This is a genomic window from Mycobacterium sp. NGS54, from assembly GCF_059812465.1.
In genome coordinates, this window is record NZ_JCALCS010000007.1 from 420,657 (window position 1) to 444,047 (window position 23,391).

Below are 23,391 nucleotides of genomic sequence, written 5' to 3' on the forward strand. Positions count from 1 at the left end.
TCAGCCGACATGCCCCACGCGAGCGAAATTCTCGACAAGGTCAGCGGCCCTCGTGACGCTTTCGGCGGAGGCGGTCATCCGGCTGGCGACTTCGCGGGCCCGGCTGAGGTACTGCGGGGCGAGGATCGTGCGCAGGTCCGCGACCAGTGATCCTCGTGTGGTGGCCCAAAAACGTCGGGCTGTACCCACTTTCAAGCGTTTGACCTGCGCTCCCCAGATCGGCTGACTGAGGTCCTTCCAGAGGATCAACGTGGGGACTCCAGCGCGAAGACCCGCGGCCGTGGTGCCCGCACCGCCGTGATGCACGACTGCGCGGCAGGCCGGAAACGTCGCCGCGAAATTCACCGTGTCAACCACCTTGACGTGGTCGAAGTGGGGAAGGTTACTGAAGTCACTCCAGCCGGAGCAAACCAACGCCCGCTCGCCCAACTGCGCGCAGGCCGCGCCGATCATGCCGAGCGTGTCGGCGGGAGATTCCACCGACACACTGCCGAACCCGAAGTAAATCGGTGGTGTTCCGGCGGCGATCCACGAGGCGACATCCTCATCGGCGCCCGTCGGCAATTCCATCGTCAGCGTGCCGACGAAGGGTCGTTGGCCGCCCCATTTTGCCCATTCGTCGGCCAGCCCGGGAAAGCAAACCTCGTCGTAGGCCTGGATTTCCAGCGATCCGCGCTCGGAGATCCGACGCGGCGCGGGGCCGGTTGCCTTGGGCAGGCCAAGCTCGCGGCGCTGCGCGTCTTCGGCCTTCGTCGTCATGCGCCAACCGAGCCACTCGTCGGCCTTCATTGCGGCGCGGGTCAGCGTCGGCGGTAGGGACGGTAGGAGTCGCCCGTTGGCGCGCATCGGAAAGTAATGCAGCGTGGCCAATGGAATGTCGTAGTACTCCGCGATGTTGGCAGCGAGCTGTTGAAAAAGCATCCCGCTGAATACCAGGTCGGCCCCGGCCGCCAGTGCGGTCAGCGTGGTATTCATCTCGTCCCAGCACTTCGCGAGAACTTCTCCGTGTTCGCGCCACAACGCGCGCAGCCGCTGGGTTTTCCAGGGCGTGGCGAACAGAGACGTCACGAACTCGCGCTGTGCTTCCAGCGGCGCCTGCGCATCCAGTCCGTAACCGACCGCCGACAGGCCAGCCGCCTCGGCGAAACCAACCAGATCAGGCGAGACGGCCGCGCGCACCTCGTGCCCGCGGCGCAGCAGCTCAAGGCAGACAGCGGCACAGGGCTCGACGTCTCCCCGGCTCCCGTAGCATGCAAGGGCGAATTTCATTGCAAATCGGGCTCTTTCAGCTCTGCGCCGTCCGAGGCGTCGATCCGGGTCACGCCATCGCGCAGGAAGGCGCCTAGACGGCTAACCCCCTCCCTGATTTGATCGGTCCGCACGTGGCTACACGACAGCCTCAATTGACAGTCCCCGTGATGGCCGGCGTAGAAGTCACGCATCGGAGTCCATAACACGCCGTAGCGCGCAGCGCTGCGCTGGAGGGCGGCATGACTCATTTCTTGGCGGCTGTGCATCACCACGAAAAACCCCCCGGTGGGCCGGTTCCAACTTAGAGCTAGGTCAGCGGCGTCGGGGAACTCGTCGTCCAATGCGGTCAAGAGCAGGTTCCGCTTTTCGCGGTAGGCCCGTGCCAGCGCCCGCTCACGGTCGGCAAGGGCATCCGGATCTGACAACACCAAGCCCGCGACCATGGCCTGGCTGAGCGGAGGGGTGTTGACCGTGGTGGTGTTCTTCAGGGTGGCCAGCCAGCTCGCCAGGGTGCTCCCGTGCCACGGCTGATCGGCGACCACATAGCCCACTCGCACACCGGGTAGGCATACCTTGGAAAAGGTGCCGACCTGGATCACCACCCGGTGCTCGTCGAGGGCTTTCAGGCACGGCGGGACCTCGGGATCGGTGAAGCCGTAGGTGGTGTCTTCGATCAACAGCACCTGTCGCGTCCGGGCGGTGCGCAGCAGTTCGCGGCGGGCGGCCTGCGGCATCACGGTGCCCGACGGGTTGGCGAAGTCCGGGGCGACGTACAAGGCTCGCAGCGGCTCGCCAAGGGCTTCGGCTCGGGCACATGCCGTTTCGAGGTCGGCCGCGGTGACGCCCTCAGGACCCTCGATAACGTCCAGCACTCGAGCGCCTAAAAATGTTGCGGCACCGCGGATCCCGGCGAAGGCAGGAGCGACAATGCCTAGGGTTCCCGACCGATGGAGTTCGAGTGCGCGAAGGACAAGGATGTATCCCTCCTGGGCCCCGACGGTGATGGTGATATCGGATTCACTGACAGTCAGTTCGCCGGTGGCGGTCAGGGCCCGGGCGAGGGCATCGTTGATGATGCCTTGGCTCGGTCCGTACTGGAACAAAGCGTCCCACGCCGGTGCCGCGCCGCTCGCGCCGCCGACGACGGCGTCGACAGCCGCGATGAGGCGCTCGCGCGAAATACCGTCCAGCAGTGGGGCCCCGGGGCCAAAGGAGATGGCTTGGGGGTAGCGAGCCATCACCTCGTTGAGAAATCCGATCGCGCCGAAAACCTGGGCCTCGGTCGACTCGCCGATTTTTGCAGCCGATGTCATCGAGCGCCCGGAAGTTTGCTACGCACATCGGTGGCGTGGATGCGATCGGCTTGGATGACGGCGAAATCGGCTAGGTACCTGGCAAATTCATCTTCGGCCTCGATGCCGTGGGCGAGCATCAACTTGTTGGGCGCCACCCCTGGCTGCGAGAACCCGGCGGCCACTGACGCCACCGCGGCATCGACATCCGCTGCACGGACCACCTCGTCAACCAGGCCGGCCTGCATGGCCTCGGCGCCGCTTAGGCGACGCCCGCGCACGATCAGGTCACGGGCGAGCCGGACGCCGACCCGTCCGGGCAGGCGCAGGTTGGCGACGCCAGGAACGATGCCCTCGCTCGCGGCGGGCAGGCTCAGCCAGGCGTCGTCGACGGCGATCACGTGATCGGCCACCAGGGTGAGTTGCATGCCGCCGCCGATGGCAAAGGAATCGATGACGCAGATCCACAGCCGGGCGACGTCGCGGCCGGTCTCCGGATCGTGCACTCCTCGCGCCAGCTTCGACAGCAGGCCCGCCTCCCTGCCTATCAGAAAGTCAAGGTAAGAGATCTTGCCGGCAGCAAGGTGTTTGAGGTTGATCCCGGCGCAGAACACTCGCTTGCCGGCGTAGGACGCGTGCTTCATCGGGGCGCCTCGGACGACGCCGACCGAAGTGGCGGGGTCGAGTGTCACGACGTCGACGGCCGTCTCCAGATCGTGCACAAGCTGGTTGGTCTCCGCGTTTAGGGTCATGGTGTTGGCCAACGTCAGCTCGGCAACGTCGGCCGTGCGCCGCAGCGTGACGGTCTCCAGCACGAGCTCGCCGGTGGCCCGGAACTGCGCGGCGTGGGTAGCGGCCTCGGGCAGTGGCGCCCTCATATCGGTGAGTGCAGGGATAGCGGTGGTGGGGTTGCGGAGCAGGGCTTGCAGGAACCGGCCCTGGTCGCGCTCCACTCGGAGCTTTGCCCTTGGCGCCAGCTCGTCATCGTGGAGGCGGGTCACCTGATCCGGTAGCAGGTCGGGTAGTCGGTCACCGGCCGCGCGCACCAGGTCGCCGAGCCTGCGCCCCCCGCCGGACACGGCCGTCAGCGCCCGGTAGACCTCTTCGACATGCTCGTCAAACCAGGCTGCGGTGAGGCGTAGTTCCGCCTCCGTCGAGGGCCGGTGCCAGGGGCAGCCGCGCCGGGTCGCGGCGTGCGGCGCGGCGATGTCGACCGCGGGAAGTCGGTCGGTCATCTAACCGACCCCGCGCCGCCGTAGATAGCGCTCACACGCCGCGAGGTGGACTCCCAAGGCCTCGTCGTAGCTGGTGTGCGCAGCCTCCGCGATCAACTGGCGAACGACCCGCAGGTCATCCAGTCTGGCTACCGCCGCGCGCAGTGCTTCCAGCTCAGCATCGGGCTCGTCGGTGATGATGTCGACCAGGCCGCTGACGAGCGCAGCACTGGCATCCATCGGCCGACCGAGCAAGCTCAGCCGGATTGTCTGTGCCGTCCCGACCAGCTGAACCAGGCGGAACAGCGCGGTGCTTGGCCAGACTGCGCCGTCGTTGTGCCAAATCACTTGAGAGCCTGGGCGTGTAATGCGGAAGTCGCAGGCGAGCCCAACCTCTAGCGCATACCCGCCGACTTGCTGCCCGAACAGGGCCGCCGTGGTTGCAGGCGAGCGCTCGATGAGGCGCAGTGTCCGCTCCCAGCCGTTGACATCAGCGATGCCATCTCCGGGTGACAGGTGCTGCGGCCCGGCTTCGCGCAGGTCGATGACCGCCAAACCACCGGCCTGAGATCGGATGAAGTCGCTCAAGTCCCGTGTGCGGCTCGCAAGATCGCCTGCACGCAGCGTGAAGAACTCGGTGTGCTCGCGGGACGGGTCCATCGTTGCGTTCCCTCATCCCCACTGGATCAGTGCCATCTCGATGGTCGAGCCGGGGCCCATCGTTGTGATCACTCCGTACTCTCCTGGCTGTACGACGTTCTCGCGGTTGAGCCGCTCGAGGGTGAACAGAAACGACCCGCTGGAGAGGTTTCCGTAGTCGCGAAGCACGCTCGCGGCGTGACGGACGTCGTGGCGGCTCAACCCCAGGTTGATGCGTAGCGCATCGAGCACCTTCTTGCCTCCGGAATGCACCACCCAGTGGTCGATGTCGGTGATCTCCAGCCCGGTACCGGACAACAGGCGATTCAGTGCGGTCTCGGCGTTGGCGCCGATCACGTACGGAACTTGCGGGTCCAGATAGAAACTGAACAGGCCCTGGTCGTCGTCCCAGTCGTAGCGCATTGCGTCCAGCGCTTCCAAGATGATGTGGCTGCTGGTCTTGAGCACCTGCGGGTGTGGCGACTCGGCCAGATGCGGATCGGAGCTGATCGCCAGCGCGGCGGCTCCGTCGCCGAACAACGAGTTGACGACAGCGGTACGCATCGTGCCGTCGAAAACGTATGCGGCCGAGCATGTTTCGACGCAAATGAGCATAGCAAGCTTGCCGGGGTGTGTCTGTGCCCAGGCCGAGACCGCCGCCAACCCATTGAGTCCGCCGTTGCAGCCCATGCCGACTACGTCGAGTCGTGCGCAGTCGGGCCGCATGTCGCGGTGCTTCATGAGCCGCGCGGACATGCTGGGAGTCAGGTAACCGGTGGTGGTGACGCAGCACAGGTAGTCGACGTCGGTAGGGGTGCGGCCAATGTTCGCCAGGCATTTGTCCATGGCCTCAGCGGCCATCTTGATGCCCCACTCGCGGTGTTTGTCAAGAAGTTGGCCTTGGGTTTCGGGTTTGAGGCGGCCGTCGGCGTCGCGCGGAGGCAAGACCAAGTGCCGGGATAGGATCGAGCTGTTCTTGATCAGCGAGCGGATCTTGTCGTCCTCGATGTCGAGCTGATCGATGAAGTCGTCTTGGGTGAAGCAGAATGGCGGGACGCTGGTCCCGACTGAGCACAGCCGCGCCCGCATCAGGGTTTCCCGCCGCGGCGCGCTGACGGTCGGGCCGGCACGGCTGCGCCTACCCTGGCGGCATGGCGGCGGCCCTGGATGACTTGGAATTTGTCGGGTATGACAAGCGCGATCGGGTGGCCACGATCACCCTGCGACGCCCCGAGGTGCTCAACGCGATGAATGTGCGCATGCATGAAGAGCTCGCCCGGGTCTGGGAGGACTTCGAGTCCGATCCTGACATTTGGGTTGGCGTATTGACCGGCGCGGGTGATCGCGCTTTTAGCGTCGGACAGGACCTCAAAGAACTCGCCGATCGCGACGCGCGCGGAGCGGCGGGATTGTCGTCGTTCGGGAGCCCAGGCAAGCCGGGCGCTCCGCGGCTCACCGACCGGTTCGATATCACCAAGCCGTTGGTTGCCAGGGTGCGTGGGTATGCGTTGGGTGGCGGCTTCGAGCTGGCGTTGGCGTGCGATTTGATCGTTGCCGGTAGCGACGCGGAGTTCGGGTTGCCCGAAGTGCGGTTGGGGCTGGTGGCCGGAGCGGGCGGGGTATTCCGGCTGGGCCGTCAGCTGCCACCCCGGGTGGCAGCCGGCTACCTGCTCACCGGGCGCCGCATGACCGCCCACGATGCGCTGCGCTACGGCTTGATCAACGAGGTGGCCGCGCCCGAGCGCCTCGACGCCGCAACGCGGGCATGGGTCGACGATCTGTTGCGAGGCGCGCCGCTGGCCGTACGCGCGGCGAAGCAAGCCATGTGGCGCTCGCTGGACCTGCCGCTGCCGGACGCCTTCGATGAGGTGTATCCGTGTGAGGAACTGCGAAAGCGCAGCAACGACGCCAAGGAGGGTCCCCGGGCCTTCGCTGAGGGCCGACCACCATCGTGGACCGGCGCGTGAATGTTGTTCAACGACGACAACCGCGGTTGGTAGTGGTTGGCGGCAAAGACGTCGATTGCGTCGCACCTCAGACGCGAGCACTAGGCCCCCTCAGTCATGATCTCGGACCCTACGTCCTACGGCGACGGCAGCGGGTTACATGATAGCCGCGCCCGGCGCCGGGCGCGGGCTTTCGAAGGTCGGCTAAAAGGGTGCTTTGACATCGGCGAATGCGCTTCAGCGGCGCTCGCGGGGCCCGGAAATCGGCCCGCATGTCGCGGCCGAGCGGCACCTGTCTGGACGCCGCGACTTCGGCTGTGTCGTAACGCGTTGTCTTCCAAAAGCTTTGGGCCCGGCCCAGGGAATGGCTCGGAGGGTGCCGCGAACGGCTTTGGTGCTGATTGCGGCTGTCGTCAAGGGGTTTCGCTGCTGGTGCGGCATTTGTTTCTGACAGAAACCAACTTGCCGTGCCGCCGACGCCAGCTAGCCTGGTAGATCTCCGGAATCTGGCACAGGAGATGACATGACCAGCACCAAGAGGCGGCGAGGGCGGGGCGTTTTGCGCACTCGCGCCGCGCGGTCCGTGCGCGGTCAACGGGGCGCAGCGAATCCGCATCGACGATGCGCTGCGCCGAGGCAACCGGCACGTGAACTGGCATGAGCGTCTCTGATCACGGATCCACACCCGGGGCCCGGGCCGAGCTCGACTTCTCTGCAGAAGTGCTGACGGGGAAGGTCGCGCCTGAGGAGGCCGTTGGCGAGCAGCAGACGCAGGCTGCCTACTGTGGGTACTCACCACGAGCCGAGGCCGGGGCCGAATCCGAGGGGTTCGACGGGTTTACCCGACCCCGCACGCGTATCCGCCGCTTTCCGATGGTGCTGCAGGTCGATGAGGCTGGCTCTGGTGCCGCGTCAGTCGCGATGATTTGCCGTTACTACGGTCGCAAGATATCCATGGCGCGCGTGCGCGACGCCATCCACACCGCCGTTGACGGCACGAGCCTGGCCGGTATTGGCCAGGGGGCGCAGTCGCTGGGGCTTGCGGTGTGCACCGCGAAGGTATCGGTGAATCGGTTGGACGACATGCCGCTACCGGCGATTTTGCACGTCGACTCAAATCACTGGCTCGTTGTGTATGACGTCGAGGCCGGGCACGTCCGGGTGGCCGATCCAGCGCAGGGATGCCAACGTCTGACCCGATCCGATCTCGAGGCGAAGTGGTCTGGTTACGCGGCATTCTTCGCCCCGACTGGCGCCTTGCAGCACGTCCCCGAGGAAAAGTTGAATGTCGGCTGGCTAGTGGGGTTCTTCAAGCCGCACCGACGGGTGTTGCTTGCGTCGGTCGTGCTGGCCTTTCTCGCCGCCGGTGGCTCGCTGCTGATTCCGGTGTTGAGCAAATTCGTGTTCGACGGGGTGATCCGCTCGCACGATCTCGGGCTGCTCACCACGCTGGTGTTAGTGATGTGCGGCGCGCTGGCGCTGTCCGTACTGGTCACAATTGTTCAGAGGTTGCTGCTGGCCCGCGTTGCGGTGCGCATCGATCGGGCCAGCCTCGACACCCTCGCCGACACCTTGCTGGCATTGCCGATGCGCTACTTCCACGTGCGGCGCATCGGCGACATCGCGCGGCGGCTCAACGGCATGCAAGAAGTGCGCCAGCTCCTAGTCACCTGGGGAGTGCAGGCTCTGACCGGCGCCGCTCAGGTGGTGGTTGCCATCGCCATGATGGGCGCTTTTAGCTGGCGCCTGATGCTCGTGTACGTGGCCACCGCAGCACCGCTTTACGCGGCCCTGATGCGGTTCAATCAGACCCGTCTGCGGCCCACTTACACTGCGCTCGAAGAATCGTGGGGCAGATACCAGTCGCGACAAATCGACGCCATCCGAGGCATCGAGACGGTCAAGGCGATGAGCGCCGAGCGGTCGCTGCGCCAGCTGTTGTTGCGTCAGTTCGATCAGCTCTCGGACCGTATGTACCGGGGGACCCGCACGATGATGCTGTTCGTTGGTGCGGTCCAGGCGTTGTCCTTTGTGTTGCTGGCACTGTTTTTATGGCTGGGCGCGCTGCAGGTCTTGCACAACCAGATGACGGTGGGAGCACTGGTCTCGTTTAACGCCCTGGTGCTGCTCACCAACGAGCCGATTGTGACGGTCGCCTTGTCATGGGGTGAGATGCAGCAGGCTGTCGTCCTCCTGAATCGGCTCAACGACCTCCTCGAGCAGGAGCCCGAGCAGGGAATGGATCGCTCGGCCTTGATGCCTGTGAAGTCCCTGTCGGGCCACGTTCACTTTCGGCGCCTGTCCTTTCAGTACCCTGGTCCGGCCGCGGCGCCGATTCTGGACGGGATCGATTTCGAAGTGCGGCCTGGCACCCGCGTCGCCATCGTCGGCCGGAGCGGCTCGGGCAAGACCACGCTTGTCAAATGCTTCTGCGGGCTGCTCGAGCCGACGGGCGGCACGATCCTCTACGACGGCATCGAGCTGGCCAACCTCGACTTGCGCCAACTACGGCGCCGCATCGGCTTCGTGCTCCAGGAAAACTACATGTTTGATGCGACGATCGCGGAGAACATCTCCTTTGGTGCCGAGCAACCCGAGCCGCAGCAGGTCAGGTGGGCGGCGGGGGTTGCCGACGCGACAGAGTTCATCGAGCGCCTGCCGTTGGGATACGACACGCGGATCGGCGAATCTGGGCTGTTGTTGTCTGGCGGTCAGCGGCAACGCATTGCCATCGCCAGGGCCGTCTACCACCGGCCCCCCGTCCTGGTTTTCGATGAAGCTACCAGTGCGCTCGACACCGAGTCTGAGCGCGCCGTAAAGGAAAACCTCGACCAACTCCTCAAGGATCGCACGTCGTTTGTGATCGCGCACCGGCTCAGCACCGTACGCGACGCCGATATCATCCTGGTACTGGAGAAGGGCCACCTGGTGGAGCGTGGCACGCACGACGAGCTCGTGGCGCGCCAGGGGCTGTACTACTATCTGTGCGGCCAGCAGCTCGCCGTGTAGGCGGGCAGCAAGCGACTGCATGGCACCCAGCCAGGGTGTTACCCGCACGCTTTCTTGCCCGTCGATGCCTCGGTGTAGTGGGGTTTGATCCATGCGACAGGCACCTAAGCTGAATGCAATGTGGCGCACCAACGGATATCAAGGCGCGCGGCGTGTGCCCTCCGTCGTGGACTTGAACGTGCTGGCGCACCGGTGGTCGTTGGGCATGGGGATCGACCCGAGTGGCCGGTTCTTGATCGCCGGCAGCGATCCGGCGCAGGTATTGAACATTGCGACCGGCCGATGCGTGCTGACGATTCCCGAGTTCAGTGCCGATACCGTCAATTGGGCCTTCTCCGAAGACGGAAGTGTGCTCATCGCCGGCGGCCGGCGCCACACTGCGCGCCTATGGGATTGTGCTTCCGGTGAGCTGATCCAAGTGTTGCGCCCGCACTGGCGGGCGGTTCGCTGCGTCGCCCTGAGCGCCGACGGACGCACTGCCGCAACAGGTTCTAATGATGGACGGGTACGCATCTGGGATCTGGCGAGTGGCCGGCGATTGCGAGTACTGCGCGACCATAGCGGGCCGGTCTACTCAGTCGCCATCAGCCGCGATGGCGCGATGGCGTTGTGTGGCAGCAGGGGCTCAGCCACGGCGTGGGATGTGGACACCGGGCGTCGCCTGCACGCCGTCAGCGGCTTGGGTGGAATCGTCTGGATCGTGCGACTCAGCGACGGGGGACATGACGCACTCACAATGGCCGACGAGACAATCCGGGTGTGGGAAACCGCAACCGGCCAACGAATGCACGCCTTCGGGGTCCGTACTGACCGTTGGCAGGCGACCGCCCTGTCCGGTCGCGGCGACCTTGCGCTCCTGGGAGGTATCGACGGAAAGACGACCGTTTGGGACGTGCAGTCCGGAACGTTACTGCGCACGCTCGTTGGCCACGATCGAAGAGTTACCTCGGTCGCGGTGAGCGCAGATGCTCGAATCGCACTGACCGGCAGCGAAGACGCGACGGCCCGGCTGTGGAACATCGAATCCGGGGAATGCTTAACGCAGTTTGACGCTCATGGCGCGTCGGTAGATTCGGTGGCACTAAGCGGCGACGCGCAGATCCTGGCCACCTGCTCGAACGATCGAACGCTGCGTATACACAAACTGGAATGGGAGTAGCTGACTCGGTGAACTGCGTCGACACGCCGGGCGGTCGATGCCCTCATCGCCTACACCGGGCCGACGTGCCTACCGACAGCATCCAGTCAACGGGCCGACGAAATCGATGGTGCGCGACACGGTGTTCTCTCCAGTTGTGTCGCAGTGAACTTATTCGAAGAACTCACGGCGCTCCCATCGCCGCCGAATACACTCTGGGCCGATGGGTAGGAGGTAGCGCGGTGGCGATCATGCCGCACTGTGTGGTCTGCGGGTTCGAGCGCGGTTACCGGCAGGTCCAAGAAGTGACCTTCGCGGACTACGCGCCTGATTGGCCGCATCCGCGGGCGGCTAACGGATCACCGATCGTTGGGTGGTCGAACGAGCTGGGCGTCACGGCACCTCCAGGCATGGGCCTGTTTTGCCGCGCGCATCTCAGGCGGGCGCGGCGCCTGCGGCGTCTAAGCGGCGCCTGCGGCGTCTAAGCGGCGTAGCGGCCGTCGAGATGATGCGTGCAGACGCCGATCGCGGACTCAGCGGCTTGCTGCGGCGATTGCCGCTTTCCAGACGAGAGTCACGACCATGAAACGCAGCGAGACTACCTAGCCGTGCCACAGCGCGGAATGCCTGCCCGTCAACACCAGTAGTTAGGGGATGGGGCGGATCCAGCGAAGGCTTTGAATCCGTCGGCGAAGCAGAGCACGGTCATCACCGAGCTCGGCCAAGACCTAAACACCGGCCAGGCTCCCCAGTCCGTGAACCTGATTATGATCTCGGCGTCCGGGTCTTGCTCAAAATGGGCGATCGCCGCGGGGACCAGCTCGTCGGGCGGCGGGTACACGAACAAATCGGTCAACCCAATGTGAAATCCACTCCTACCAAACGATTAGAAGACAAAGTTGCAAAATTTCGACTTTGATCAATACAGGTACTGGCTCGACTTCGTGGCGCTGGAACGCACCGGCTCTGGTGTCCTTGAAGTGCGGCTTCACCGAGACGGCCACGAACTTACGGATTGGGGCGCAGACACTTTGAGCGAGGTCGGACTGATGTTCGGGATAATCGGCCACGATCCCGCCAACCGGGTGATCGTGGCGCGACGCGGCGCCCGCCCCGGCTAGGTGATCGACCAGAATTCGAGCAGGGTGCGCAGCGTCGCGACCAGGGGGAGCGGCTGATCGAGCATCGGGTGATGGCCGGCCTCGGCCAATTCGACGAACGGCCCACGCAGCTGGAGCATGGAGCGGATTCGTTCGCCCATGGCGGGCGGCACCAATCCGGCCTCGCAACGCACATAGCCCAAGCGGCAACGCATCTCGGCCATCATGGTCTCCAGCGACTCCTCGTCCGAGGCCGTCGACTCGAGGACCTGATCGCCGAAGATGGCCCGGTCGAACTTCCAAGTCCACCCTCCGCCGGTCTTACGCACCGACTCGGCCGCAATGTGCTGCCGGACGTAGGGGAGGATCACTTGCTGCGAGGGCACCGCCGTAAAACGTTCCAGGATTTCGTTTTTGGTCCGATACAACCTGTGGGTGCGGTTGCGTAACCGCGCCTCCTCCGGCGAACGCTCCCAGAGCGGCGAGTCGATCACAATCATGCTATTGATCTGATCGCCGCAACCCATCGCCGCCGTGGCCGCGATCCAGCCGCCCATGCTGTGGCCGACGATGGTCGGTCGTCCCGAGGCGCCGGCGGCCGTCGATGCTTGCATCACTTCGTTTGCCCAGGTTTGCAGGTCGTAGCTGCTGCGCGTGCCGCTGTCGCCGTGTCCGGACAGATCCGGCGCGATCACGCGATGGGTGCGGGACAAGAACGGCGCTATGTGGTCCCACCAACCAGAGTGTGCCGCGCCGCCGTGGACGAGCACCACCGTGGGTTGGTCCGTGGCGCCCCAGGCGCGCAGGTGAATGCGGCAACCGTCGACTTCGACGTCGCAATGGTCCGGCCGTTGGTTCAGCGCGGCGGTGAACCAAGGCGGTGGTTCCGCCGCCGCCTGGCGCGAGCGGGAAAACAGGCGTCAACCTCCGTGTTCATCTGAAGGCAGCTCCGTGGACGCCCTACTTTAGCGGCAGTTTGTCGCGAGCTGGTGAGGGCCGAAGCCCCGCGACCGCATAAATCGAGTAGCCCACTACTCGTGCCCAGCGGGGTCAGAACCGCCACGCTGTTGATGAAACCGCGACCGACCAGCGAATTGTGAACCCAGAAAGCCAATTTCTATGATCGCAGCGACTGCCACCCACCGGACGTTCCCCGACTACTGCTGTGACCTCGTCGGTGACGGCGTCTCCATCGACTACTGCCTCAACCCGCCGCCCATCCCCGGCCGGCCGCCCTACGTCCTCAGCTACGAACACGGCCAGCGCACGTTCAACTTCGAGCGCGAACAGATCCGCAGTACGTTCGTGGCCGACCTGGGTTGGTGCCTGAGCGTGACGACTCACGAATTCGGCGATTCCGGTTCGGTCACCGCAACGATCCTCTTCCCCACGGTGGTTATCCCCATGGGGGAAGCGGCCATCCCGGTGCACACCATGCTGGTCACCACCACCCATGAGATTCCCGCTGTGCCAACGCTGCCCGGCCAGCGCGACCACTACCGGATCACCGTCCTCACCGGTCGCGCCCAAAAGCTGCGGCGCTACTGAGCAGGGCTACCGTCCGCGCGTGAGCTCGGCCATGGTCTGCGAACGCGCCGTCACCGCCCGAACGGACGCGACGGCGCCGTCGCCGACCCGGGCGATGCCGGCGACGTGCAGCGTGGCGGTCTTTCCGATGTGCGCTTCGGCGGCGGCGCCCAGGCCACCTCGGTACGGACCCCGGATCGTGATGTGAAAGGGAACATCGGCGCCCGCGGAGAAGAGATCGTTGACCACCACCTCGCGGGCATCGAGCACCGCCTGGTACGTCGCCCCGGTGCGCGCGTCGTCGATGTCGTGTGCGGGCGCAGCGGCAAGATCGGCCCCCTCAAGCCACGCGCGCACGGTGCGCTCGGCAGCGGGATTTGCGGGTACCGGCTCGGTCGTCGTCCACGGATCGAGGTGTGGCGGCATCAACGGGTGCGGGTGGCCGCTCGTCATCTGTGCCTGCATTGCGAAATAATCCTGCTCGACGTAGTTCTCCGTCAGGCGGTGGCCGTTCCACTTGTACAGGCCGATGCCGCGCCAGCAGGCGAGCGCGCGCGCTCCCCTGGTCGGCATGGCCGCGTGCTCACTGAAGTGCATGCACAGCCGATCACCATTGAGCACGAACTCGTGCACCACGATGCCCAAACCTGGTGCGGCGTCGAAGATCTTGCGAACGGCGTCGGCGTAGGTGGTCGAACGGACGAGCGACAAGCCGTTGATGTGGACGACGTAGTCGGGTTCCATGATCTGTTCGTAGACCGATTGATCGTGCGAATTCGTGTAGTCGATGCAGTACCTGCGCATCAGCGCGACGAACGGATGCACGTCAGTCCTGCACGAACGGCGCGAGCACCTGCGGGACGCGGAGGGATTCGGGAACGGAATCGACGCCGATCGTTCGGTCGATCGCTTCGTGCAGGTAGTAGATGCGCCGTTCCTGATAGCCGAGCCGCAGTGATTCGAGGGTGCCGGCATCGAGCGAACGCTGCTGGCCGGGCAGGACGTCGAGATCCTCGAACAGCACCCGAGACAATGCGGCGATCACCATCGCGTTCGTGTCCCGGTTCGCGTCCTCGTCCACGCCCAGCGACGAACACCAGTGGACGTTGTACGCCGACGTCGACGGACCGGTGGGCCAGTTGGTGATCAGGAAGACGAACCCGGTCCCGGCGAACACGATGCTCAGGTTCGGGAACACGTGATAGGAGAACGTTCCGCGGAATGGCAGATCACCGAGGCTGGGGAACACGCTCGGGAACGGGGACAGCGCCTCGCCGTCGATGCCGTCGCGGTAGGGGACGAGCATGCGGGAGTGGCCGTTCGGTAGCAACTGGATGCCGGTCCCCGATTGTTGCAGCGTTCGGGCCGCGGTCGTCCGGTGCACGTAATTGACGTGGTAGCTCTCGAGATTCGCGTCGACCGGAAGCTTCCAGTTGACCGGGACGTGGCGAACGGTGCGATCCACCAGATGCAGGCGTCCGTCCAGTCCGGCGAAGTCGCTGAGGTCGTCACCGACGGGGGCGAGGAAGTCGGACAACGGCCGTGCGTCCGCGTCAAGGTTGATGAATATCAGCGGACCCCAGGAGGCACACCGCACCTCTGCCAGGGCGTGACAGTCACGGTCGAGGTCGGAGAAGTTCAGCGCCTCCGGGTGCCCGGCCAGCTTTCCGTCCAGCGAGTACGTCCAGGCGTGGAAGGGACAGGTGAGCCGGCGGCCCACATTCCCCTGCGGCTCTTCGACGAGCGCGGCGCCGCGATGGCGGCAGGTGTTGTAGAAGGCGCGGACGACGCCGTCCCCGCCGCGAACGAGCATCACCGGGCTGTCGAGCTGGTCGAGCAGCAGGTAGTCGCCCGCGTTCCGCAGTTGGTCGGCGTGCGCTACGAACAACCACGAGCGGGAAAAGACCGCTGCGGCTTCGAGCCGGGCGAAGCCGGGATCCGAATATCGCGCGCCGGGTACGGGCGGAAGCACCGGGAATTCCGACGGGTATGCGCGCCGCGCCGCTTCCGCCCGCGAACACTCCAATACCGCGTCCATCGCGTCAGAGCCGATGCCCATGGTCACCTCGTCTCCGGCCTGCCGCCGATCCGTCCTGTGAGATAGTTTTATGAATGGGCACTCATTTTGCAAGGAAACAGCGGCCCGCCACGGCGCGCCGATCCCGGGGACGCCCACCCAACTCCGACGGGCAGATCACCACCCGGCGACTGCTCGAGGCGGCCGCGGCGGTATGCGTTGAACGGGGATTCGAAGGCAGCACCCTGCCGCTGATCGCCGAGAGGGCCGGGGTGTCACCGACCGCGATCTACAACCACTTCCCCAACCGGGAGGAATTGCTGTACGCCGCGGCGGTGCGTGCCCTTGAGCAGATCACCGCCGTCGCACTGCGGAACGGTCGCGGCGAACGCCCACTGCACGCGATCGCCATGGCTTATCTGCAGTCCGGGATGCGCCAGAACCGCCGACTCATCGCCGAGCTGCACCTCGCCAGCCGCCGCGACGCCCGGTTGGCGTCCCTGATCGGCCAGTGGCATCACGAGTACGCCGACCGATTCGTCGGGGCGCTCTCCGGCACCGATCCGAACCCAAAGGCCACCACCAAAGCCGTCTTTCTGCTACTCCTCGGGCTATGTCACTTCGACGACGTGTCGGCGATCCGGGTGCCGCGCGCGGCGGTCGCCGAACGAGTCGAGCGCCTGATCGATGTGCTCGTCCCTGAAGGGCCGACGGTCAGCGGGACAGCTTCGTAATCAACCGCCGCACACTGCCGGTCAGGGAACGCGGAACGTGGTCCGGATCCATCAGGTCGCTCTCGGCCAGCGCACTGTCCTCGCCGGCCACCGTCCGCCCGGTAAACCGCCGCAATGTCTTGCCTTGCCCACGCAGCGTGTCGACGGCCCCCACGAAAGACCCACCCTCCCGGATCGTTCGCTCGAACTCGTCGACGGAAACGCCCAGATGCTCACACACGAGTTGTTGTCGCACCCCTTCGATTGCTCGCCGGATGTGTTCGTGTGCTTCGGCATTCGGGTCCGCTTCGACGACGAGGTCGCACTCGCTGTCGAAGCCCATCGACCGGTTATTGAAGTTCGACGAGCCGACGCGCAACAGCCAATCGTCGACGACCAAAACCTTCGAATGAATGTAGATCTGCGAGCCGCCGTCGGTTACCGCCCAATAGACGCCCAGACGCCGGTGTTCGTCTGCCGCCCATAGCTCTTGGAGGAGCCGATAACGTGCACTGTCCATCGTTTCGCGTTCGAGGCGGTTCAGGCCCCGGCGTGGAAGGACGATGACGACTTCCGGACCGTCGTGCTCCTTGAGCCGAGCGGCCAGCGCCTCGATCACCTGTCGGGCCGCCAGGTACTGGTTCTCGAGATAAATGGTGTGACGCGCCGCCGCAATCGCCACGAGGTTGAGCGCTTCCACCTCGCGAACCTCGTCGCGCTCACCGAATGTGGGCAACGTGCGGGCGATCCCGACCTCGACATCGCGCAAAGTCGGCCGCAAGCCGCCGGGCCAGACGGCACGCGCAGACTCGACAGGGGCCAGCGACTCCTCGGTTGCGTTCCGCCATCTTTCCCGGGCGACCTCGGCGAGGGCGAGCGCAGCGGCGCCGTCCACCGCGGCCGCGACCTCGTGTCGAGGACCGTACCTTCGGCCGAGAGCGCGGCGAAACCGGTTGTTGTGCTTGTGTTCCGGGGTGTCCCAGCGATCCAGGGTGAGGTCGATGCCGCCGCAGAACGCCAGGACGTCATCGATGATCACGATCTTCTGGTGATGGACGGCGCCGGTCGGCCGGGCCCCGTCGATGGCCAGCCGCAATCGGTTGCTGCTGAGCCGATTCACGACTGACACCGGTGTGACGCCGTACCACAGGCCGTCGAAAACCGGCAGCAGGCGCAGGTTGGATTTCAACACCTGAATCTCAAGGGCCGGTCGTCGCCAGAGCAGCCAGTACAGAAAGGCGCCCAGCTGGTTGGGGCCGGCGAGCTTCTTTCCTCCTCGTTCGAAGGCCGTCCTGGCGTCGAAGTCCCAGCCGATCAACATGATTCGATGGTTGGCGCGCAGCATCGCCGCCTTCACCTGCCGAAAGTAGTCGGCCGCGTCGACGATGTACGCCAGCTGGTCGGCGTGCTCCACGCGCCAGCACGTCTGGCTGGCGATGGGCAAGGAGTCATCCCGCATACGCGGCCTGTCTACCACATGAGTGCCCGGTCGCCCGGCGACCGTTGCCCGCCTGCGTCCGGTGGACCCACGCGTCGCGGCGCGTTCCCACCTCCGCTGTGTCGTCGAGGGCGACTACGCGGGAATCGACACCGTTGTCATCGCGCACCGAAACCAAGACGACAGGCTCGTCAGCGAAGTCTTGCGGTTGGCCGGGGGCATGGCGATCGAAGGGCGCGGAACGTATCTCGTTTCTGCGTGACCACGAATCGGTCCCGTTTGATCAACTGCACGGGACTACCGCGTGCTCTCGTCGGGGAGATCGTGCCGGGACTGATGCAGACCCGGCCCGTCCGGGTCATCGCCTTGATGCTCCAGTTTCTCCTGGAGCTCCCGCTGCTCCTCGGTCGCTTTCCTCGCGTCTTCGGGCGCGGGCGGCGGGTCGATGTTGACTTGCTGATCCACGCGGGATCTCCTTCGCTTCGATGGCTGATCCTGTGAGGATCGCCGCACCGGTGGGATCCCAAACCGACGGGCCGTCGGCGGCGGCGACCGATAGCATGAGCTGCTACTTGTCCCACCGCTGCCGAGCAGTACGGGACCCGACGCTTGGCCGGAGGTTCGCTCACCGATGTCACGGCTCAAAGCGTGGTGGAGCCAGCCCGATCATTACGAGTGGACCACCGCGTTCCTGCGTCAACGGGGGATGATGCGGCCGGCGCGGATGATTTTGGTCGTTGTCGCCGGATCGTCCGCATTCGTGCCGCTGACCGTGTTGCCGAGCCAAGACAACCCCACCCTCGTCGAGGTGATCACCGGTGGAGTTGCCGTGGCCTTCACCCTGGGTGTGACGGTGATGTGGCTGGTCCATTGGCCCACGCGTCGGCAGTCGCAGGCCGGAGTGGCCCTGGGCGCCCTATTTGTCGGCGGGTGGAGCCTCGTGCAGCCCACCGGGGCGCTTGCCGCGCTGGCGTGCACGGCCATGGCCGTTACCGGCGGTTACATCGCGTTCTTCCACGGCCCCAAGCTCCTACTCTTCAACAGCTTGGTGGCGCTCGGCGTTACGGTCACGGCGGTGCTGCGGTTGGCTCATGAGGCCAACATTGCCACGGCGGCCTCCGCCCTCTGGATAAATACCTTTCTCAACTTGTCGGTGCCCCTAGGCATTTGGGGCATGTCGCGCGCCATGGGGACGTACGTTCAGCGCTCGGAAGAGGATGCGCTCACCGGACTGCTGAACCGGCGGGCATTCACCGATGCGGTCGGTCACCGGTTGGCGAATCCACCGTCGGCGCACACCCACCTGGCGGTCGTGATGGTCGATCTGGACCACTTCAAACGAATCAACGACACCCACGGTCATCTGGCGGGCGACCGAGCCCTGCGGGCCGTGGCCGGTCTGCTGCGCGAGAACGCTCCCACGGACGCGGTCATCTGTCGCGCCGGCGGGGAGGAGTTTTTGGTCGCGCTGACCACCGTCGCCGCGGAGGTCACCCCACTGGCCACGCGGTTCTGCAACGCGCTCGCCGGGCTTTTCCCGAAGGTCACCGCGAGCGTCGGCATCGCCAGCGCCGAGCTACGGCTGCTGACCGGTGACATCGCACGAACCGTCGAGGAGCTCATCCGGATCGCCGATGACGCGATGTATGCCGCCAAGCGCCGTGGCGGAGACCAGGTCCACCAGGGCGTGATGGCTTAGCCATCGGCCGTCGATCGCCGCCCTCGCACACGTTACTCACAGATAGCACGTAGCGGGTGCCCAGGTTACGGCGAAATCATCGAACCAGGCCCGCTGGCGAGGGGAGCGACGTTGACCATTCGGACGGATGTCGCCTTGGAGCCCAAGCCTTTCGGACCGATGCCCATTGCCGACGGTGTCCTGACCAAGCCGCGGTTGCGCGGTTGGATCCACCAATACTGCGCCGTCGCGGCCGTCATTGCGGGCGCGCCGTTGGTGGCGGTCTCGTGGGCCGAGGCATCCAAGCGGGCGGGTCACTCGACGCTGACCTACGTCCTGGCGATCGTGGCGATGTTCGCCGTCAGCGCCGTTTATCACCGTGTGCACTGGGAGTCGGCGGTCATCAGAAACTGGATGAGGCGGCTCGATCACTCGATGATCTTCGTGCTGATCGCCGGCACCTACACCCCCTTCGCCAGGCTCGCCATGCCCCGGGGAACCGGCTACCTGGTGCTCGCGATCGTCTGGGGTGGTGCGATCGCGGGAATCGCGCTGACCCTGTTTTGGCCGACGGCCCCGCGATGGCTCGGCGTGGCGCTGTACCTGCTGTTGGGCTGGGTGGCGGTGGCCTACACGGGGTTGATCCTGCGCAACGCCGGCATCGCCGCGACCGTATTGCTGGTCGTGGGCGGCGCGCTGTACAGCGTGGGCGCGCTGTTCTACGGACTGCGCCGGCCCGACCCATGGCCGACGACGTTCGGCTATCACGAGGTCTTTCACGCCTGCACCGCGCTCGCGGCGATCTGCCAGTACATCGCCATCTGGTTCGTGGTCTTCTAGAACGCGGCTACGTCAGATCGGCGGCGACCCTCTCCAACGCGGCGAGGTGATCGTCGACCGTGGCGAGGCCGGCCTTCATGGTGTTCACCGACACGTGTGTGGCCCCGGCGGCCCTCCAGGCGGCGATGTCGTTGGCAATCTTCTCGGGGTCGCCGGTCCAGCTGACCCGGCCCTCCATCCCGAGGGCGTCGGCGTCGCGGCCGGCAGCCGTCGCCGCGCGCCGCACCTGATCACGCGCGTAATCGAGGCCGGGTCCCGGCTCCATCATCGGGAACCAGCCGTCGCTCAGCCGTCCGGCGCGTTCGTAGGCGCGGTCGGACGCCGCACCGAACCAGACCGGGATGGGGCGCTGAGTCGGCAGCGGGGCCAGGCCCGCCCCGGTCACGGTGTGGTACTTGCCGTTGAACGTCACCGACCGTTCGGTCCACAGCTTGCGCATCAGCTCGACCTGTTCCTCGGAACGCCGGCCGCGATTGGTGAACGTCTCGCCGAGCGCCTCGTACTCAACGTCGTTCCAGCCCAACCCGATACCGAGCCGGAACCTCCCGTTGGTGAGCAGGTCGACCTCGGCGGCCTGCTTGGCCACCAACACCGACTGGCGCTGCGGCAAGATGATGACACCGGTGACCAGTTCGAGCGAGGTCACCGCGGCCAGGTAGCCGAACATCACGAACGGCTCGTGAAACGTGTCGCCGATGTCGTAGTAGCCCTGCCAGCCCGGGTGCACCGCCGGATCGGCGCCGACGACATGGTCGTAGGCGAGGATGTGCGTGAAGCCCAGTTCCTCGACGCGCTGCCCGTACGCGCGCACGGCCGCGGGGTCTCCACCGAGCTCGGTCTGCGGGAACACGACTCCGATGCGCATGGCCCGTTCAACCGTGCCGCGGCGCGGTTGCTTCCCGATCGGGATCACGCCTCGGTCGGCTCTGGCTCGGTAAACACTCGTTCACAGCGAACTGCCAGGGAACCCGGTACCGCCGGTACGCATGATGCCGGGAGCGGGTGGGTACCCGGCCAGTTGAACGGTCGCTAAGCGGCGACCTGCGTTCCGCCCTTGGATCGACCGCTCTCTCGAAATACGAAGGGGAAGCCGACGACGCACGACCCGTCGGCGGGAGGAGCAAACCGATGCCAGAGGTCCAACTTCACCATGAGGGACATCCGAAGTACCGCCGGATGGTTCGTTTCGACTGGTCGGAAACGCCGCTGCACTGGGTGCCCGACGATCCGTTTTCGACGCACATGATCAACGTCCTGCACCTGCTGCTGCCCGAGGGCGAGCGGCACTTCATCAAGGCCGTCCTCGAAGCGTCGTCGCTGGTCGACGACCCGGAGCTGGAGGCGGCGATCAAACCGTTCATTCAGCAGGAGTCCTGGCACGCCTGGGCGCACCAGATCGTGTTGGACCACCTGGCCGAGCAGGGCATCGACACCAAGCCGTACACCGACCGGCTCGGGCGACTGTTGTCGATAACGCTGGGTGACGCCCCCAAGTGGTTTCCGCCGGCGATGAAGCGGTGGTGGCTGTATCGACGGCTGGCCGACGTGGCGGCCCTGGAACACTACACCGCGATGTTGGGCCAGTGGGTCCTGACGAACCGCGGCCTGGATTACGCGGGGGCGGACCCGATGATGCTCGACCTGCTGCGCTGGCACGGCGCCGAGGAGGTCGAGCACCGCGCGCTGGTGTTCGACGTCTTCCAGCACGTCAGCGGTAACTACTGGATCAGGGCGTTCTCGATGTTCTTCACGACGCCGCTGTTCGTCGGCTGGTGGATCGCGGGTGCCCGCTACCTGATGGCCCAGGACCCGACCATCGACCAAAAGTGGAGGTGGCGGGACTGGCTCTGGGCCGCCCGCGAGTACCGGGTGGTCGGTCCCTGGAAGCTTCTGGTGACGACCCCGGTGCGGTACATGCGTCCGAGCCATCACCCCAACGACGAGGCGTCCACGCAGATGGCGGTCGACTACCTGAACTACTCGCCGGTGGCGAAAGCCGCCCGCGAGCGAGCGGGGTCCAAAGAAAAGTCACCCGACCAGTCGCAAGGGATCGAGACTTCCCGCAACGGAGCACGAAAGGTTGACGTCCGATGAAGGTTTCGGTGGATCTCGACACCTGCGATGGCAACGGCGTGTGCATGAGCATCTGCCACGAGGTGTTCGACGTGCAAGAAGACGGACTCCACGTGCTCCAGGCGGAGCCGTCGGAGGAGTTGCGCCAGCAACTGATCGGCGCCGAGGTGTCTTGCCCGACGCAGGCGATCACGGTGAAGGAGTGAGCCCATGTCGAGCCCTCAGCTAACGGAGGTTGTCGTCGTCGGTGCCGGCGTGGCGGGGACCCGCGCGGCCGAGACCCTGCGACAGGATGGCTACGACGGTGCCCTGACCATCGTGGGCGCCGAGCGGCACGCCCCGTATCACCGGCCGCCGCTCTCGAAGAAACTGCTCACCGGCACGGTGCATCGCGCCGGTGTCGACCTGGCCCCCCAATTCGAATTGGATGCGCGCGTGCTGCGGGGCGCGTCGGCGACCAAGGTGGACCGGGCGTCGCGCACCGTCCACCTGCGCGACGAAAACCGCGATCTGGCACTGCAATTCGATGGACTGGTGATCGCCAGCGGTGCGACACCGCGCGAATGGCCGGGTGGCCCGGTGCCCGATGGGGTACTGATGCTCCGCACGGTCGACGATTGCCTGGCGATCCGGGAAAGGCTCGGCTCGCGACCGCGGGTCGTCGTGGTCGGAGGCGGGTTCATCGGCGCCGAAGTGGCCGCGAGTTGCCGCTCGGCGGGACTGGATGTGGCTCTCATCGAGAAGGCCACCAGCCCGCTGCTGGCCGCGTTGGGCAAGGAACTCGCCCCGCGCTGGGCCGAACTGCACCGCCAGCATGGCGTGGAGTTGCGGGTCGGGGTGGGCGTCGACGGGTTCACCGGTAACGGACACGTGGAGGCGGTTCGCCTCAGCGATGGTTCACAGATCCCGGCCGATCTCGTGATCGTCGGGCTGGGCGTCACTCCTACCACCGACTGGCTGGCCGGCTCGGGACTGCACCTGGACGACGGGGTGCTGTGCGACGCGACGGGCGCCGCCGAAGGCGCCGACGCCACGGTGGTGGCCGCCGGCGATGTTGCGCGCTGGTGGCACCCGCTCTACGGACAGCATCTGCGCACCGAACATTGGGACGACGCCGGACGGCAGGGTGCGGCGGCGGCTCGCACGCTGCTGGCGGGGTCCGACGGGGCGGAAGCCTATGACGAGGTGCCGTATTTCTGGTCCGATCAATATGACGTGAAGGTCCAGATGCTCGGTGTCCCAACGGATTACGATGCCATCGAAATCGTCGAGGGCTATCCCGACGGATGGGAGTTCGTCGCCGCGTATGGGCGCAACGGCCAGACCGTCGCGGTAGTGGGAACGATCCCCGACCGGGTCTATGCGTACCGCGACGCGATCGCCAAACGCGCCGGGTTTCCGCCCGCGCGGCCGGATTAGCCCCGATGAGGTAATGGACTCCGCGGTTTAGCGGAATTTGCACTTCGTCGCGGTTGGTCTTTAATGCTTCACGTGGCAAACAATCGTCCGAACTGAT

General features: G+C 65.7%; 22 protein-coding genes. 11 read left to right on the forward strand and 11 right to left on the reverse strand.

Going from position 1 to position 23,391, the window contains the following annotated elements; translation table 11 throughout:
- The 5 genes from AC5Y5E_RS24020 to dpgA are packed head-to-tail and all read right to left on the reverse strand — an operon-like array spanning position 1 to position 5,485.
- The gene (locus AC5Y5E_RS24020; protein ID WP_499905540.1) at positions 1–1,269 is read right to left on the reverse strand and encodes a glycosyltransferase; all 1,269 of its coding nucleotides are present in this window, start codon (positions 1,267–1,269) and stop codon (positions 1–3) included.
- On the reverse strand, positions 1,266–2,564 hold the full coding sequence (locus AC5Y5E_RS24025; RefSeq protein ID WP_499905542.1) for an aminotransferase-like domain-containing protein: 1,299 nt from the start codon (positions 2,562–2,564) through the stop codon (positions 1,266–1,268). The genes AC5Y5E_RS24020 and AC5Y5E_RS24025 overlap by 4 nt, the downstream gene beginning before the upstream one ends.
- Complete coding sequence (locus AC5Y5E_RS24030; protein ID WP_499905544.1) at positions 2,561–3,778, reverse strand: enoyl-CoA hydratase/isomerase family protein; 1,218 nt, start codon at positions 3,776–3,778, stop codon at positions 2,561–2,563. Before AC5Y5E_RS24030 ends, AC5Y5E_RS24025 begins: the two co-directional genes overlap by 4 nt.
- The gene (gene dpgB / locus AC5Y5E_RS24035) at positions 3,779–4,417 is read right to left on the reverse strand and encodes an enoyl-CoA-hydratase DpgB (protein ID WP_499905546.1); all 639 of its coding nucleotides are present in this window, start codon (positions 4,415–4,417) and stop codon (positions 3,779–3,781) included. It abuts the gene before it with no gap.
- Positions 4,418–4,429: 12 nt separating this feature from the next.
- Entirely contained in the window at positions 4,430–5,485 is a 1,056-nt protein-coding gene (gene dpgA, locus AC5Y5E_RS24040; RefSeq protein WP_499905547.1) for a 3,5-dihydroxyphenylacetyl-CoA synthase DpgA, read from the reverse strand.
- A 62-nt stretch (positions 5,486–5,547) separates the two neighbouring features.
- Here dpgA and dpgD point away from each other — a divergent pair, with 62 nt between their 5' ends.
- From dpgD to AC5Y5E_RS24060, 4 genes are all read left to right on the forward strand, one after another.
- Complete coding sequence (gene dpgD / locus AC5Y5E_RS24045) at positions 5,548–6,363, forward strand: enoyl-CoA-hydratase DpgD (RefSeq protein ID WP_499905548.1); 816 nt, start codon at positions 5,548–5,550, stop codon at positions 6,361–6,363.
- Between the two features lie 636 nt (positions 6,364–6,999).
- Positions 7,000–9,351, forward strand: a complete 2,352-nt coding sequence (locus AC5Y5E_RS24050) for a peptidase domain-containing ABC transporter (protein ID WP_499905550.1) — start codon at positions 7,000–7,002, stop codon at positions 9,349–9,351.
- A gap of 118 nt (positions 9,352–9,469) precedes the next feature.
- Complete coding sequence (locus AC5Y5E_RS24055) at positions 9,470–10,510, forward strand: WD40 repeat domain-containing protein (protein WP_499905552.1); 1,041 nt, start codon at positions 9,470–9,472, stop codon at positions 10,508–10,510.
- Between the two features lie 878 nt (positions 10,511–11,388).
- Positions 11,389–11,610, forward strand: a complete 222-nt coding sequence (locus tag AC5Y5E_RS24060) for a hypothetical protein (RefSeq protein WP_499905553.1) — start codon at positions 11,389–11,391, stop codon at positions 11,608–11,610.
- Here the strand turns inward: AC5Y5E_RS24060 and AC5Y5E_RS24065 are convergent.
- Entirely contained in the window at positions 11,607–12,506 is a 900-nt protein-coding gene (locus AC5Y5E_RS24065) for an alpha/beta fold hydrolase (protein WP_499905744.1), read from the reverse strand. The genes AC5Y5E_RS24060 and AC5Y5E_RS24065 overlap by 4 nt on opposite strands.
- A 202-nt stretch (positions 12,507–12,708) precedes the next feature.
- Between AC5Y5E_RS24065 and AC5Y5E_RS24070 the strand changes: the two genes are divergently transcribed.
- Positions 12,709–13,137, forward strand: coding sequence for a hypothetical protein (locus tag AC5Y5E_RS24070; protein WP_499905554.1), 429 nt, complete (start codon positions 12,709–12,711; stop codon positions 13,135–13,137).
- 6 nt (positions 13,138–13,143) lie between these two features.
- Here the strand turns inward: AC5Y5E_RS24070 and AC5Y5E_RS24075 are convergent, their stop codons facing one another.
- Together AC5Y5E_RS24075 and AC5Y5E_RS24080 are read right to left on the reverse strand one after the other, a co-directional pair.
- Positions 13,144–13,941 (reverse strand): hypothetical protein, encoded by a 798-nt coding sequence (locus AC5Y5E_RS24075; protein WP_499905556.1) that lies wholly within the window; start codon positions 13,939–13,941, stop codon positions 13,144–13,146.
- Position 13,942: 1 nt separating this feature from the next.
- The gene (locus tag AC5Y5E_RS24080) at positions 13,943–15,175 is read right to left on the reverse strand and encodes an aromatic ring-hydroxylating oxygenase subunit alpha (protein WP_499905557.1); all 1,233 of its coding nucleotides are present in this window, start codon (positions 15,173–15,175) and stop codon (positions 13,943–13,945) included.
- A 53-nt stretch (positions 15,176–15,228) separates the two neighbouring features.
- Here AC5Y5E_RS24080 and AC5Y5E_RS24085 point away from each other — a divergent pair, with 53 nt between their 5' ends.
- On the forward strand, positions 15,229–15,867 hold the full coding sequence (locus tag AC5Y5E_RS24085) for a TetR/AcrR family transcriptional regulator (RefSeq protein ID WP_499905559.1): 639 nt from the start codon (positions 15,229–15,231) through the stop codon (positions 15,865–15,867).
- On the opposite strand, the gene AC5Y5E_RS24090 is transcribed toward AC5Y5E_RS24085, so the two are convergent.
- Complete coding sequence (locus AC5Y5E_RS24090; RefSeq protein ID WP_499905560.1) at positions 15,848–17,305, reverse strand: phospholipase D-like domain-containing protein; 1,458 nt, start codon at positions 17,303–17,305, stop codon at positions 15,848–15,850. The genes AC5Y5E_RS24085 and AC5Y5E_RS24090 overlap by 20 nt on opposite strands.
- Positions 17,306–17,581: 276 nt before the next feature.
- A complete protein-coding gene (locus AC5Y5E_RS24095; RefSeq protein WP_499905561.1) occupies positions 17,582–17,749 on the reverse strand; it encodes a hypothetical protein in 168 nt (55 codons plus the stop codon).
- 166 nt (positions 17,750–17,915) lie between these two features.
- On the opposite strand from AC5Y5E_RS24095, the gene AC5Y5E_RS24100 reads away from it, so the two are divergent.
- Both AC5Y5E_RS24100 and trhA read left to right on the forward strand, forming a co-directional pair.
- Positions 17,916–18,983 carry a GGDEF domain-containing protein gene (locus tag AC5Y5E_RS24100; protein WP_499905563.1) on the forward strand — a complete coding sequence of 356 codons (1,068 nt, stop codon included), beginning with the start codon at positions 17,916–17,918 and terminating at the stop codon, positions 18,981–18,983.
- 159 nt (positions 18,984–19,142) lie between these two features.
- Positions 19,143–19,802 (forward strand): PAQR family membrane homeostasis protein TrhA, encoded by a 660-nt coding sequence (gene trhA / locus AC5Y5E_RS24105; protein ID WP_499905746.1) that lies wholly within the window; start codon positions 19,143–19,145, stop codon positions 19,800–19,802.
- A 7-nt stretch (positions 19,803–19,809) separates the two neighbouring features.
- Here the strand turns inward: trhA and AC5Y5E_RS24110 are convergent, their stop codons facing one another.
- Entirely contained in the window at positions 19,810–20,667 is an 858-nt protein-coding gene (locus tag AC5Y5E_RS24110) for an LLM class F420-dependent oxidoreductase (protein ID WP_499905564.1), read from the reverse strand.
- Positions 20,668–20,930: 263 nt separating this feature from the next.
- Between AC5Y5E_RS24110 and AC5Y5E_RS24115 the strand changes: the two genes are divergently transcribed.
- The 3 genes from AC5Y5E_RS24115 to AC5Y5E_RS24125 are packed head-to-tail and all read left to right on the forward strand — an operon-like array spanning position 20,931 to position 23,294.
- Positions 20,931–21,896, forward strand: a complete 966-nt coding sequence (locus AC5Y5E_RS24115) for a metal-dependent hydrolase (protein ID WP_499905565.1) — start codon at positions 20,931–20,933, stop codon at positions 21,894–21,896.
- Positions 21,893–22,081, forward strand: a complete 189-nt coding sequence (locus tag AC5Y5E_RS24120) for a ferredoxin (RefSeq protein WP_499905567.1) — start codon at positions 21,893–21,895, stop codon at positions 22,079–22,081. The genes AC5Y5E_RS24115 and AC5Y5E_RS24120 overlap by 4 nt, the downstream gene beginning before the upstream one ends.
- A gap of 4 nt (positions 22,082–22,085) precedes the next feature.
- Positions 22,086–23,294, forward strand: coding sequence for an NAD(P)/FAD-dependent oxidoreductase (locus AC5Y5E_RS24125; RefSeq protein WP_499905568.1), 1,209 nt, complete (start codon positions 22,086–22,088; stop codon positions 23,292–23,294).
- Positions 23,295–23,391: the final 97 nt, after the last annotated feature.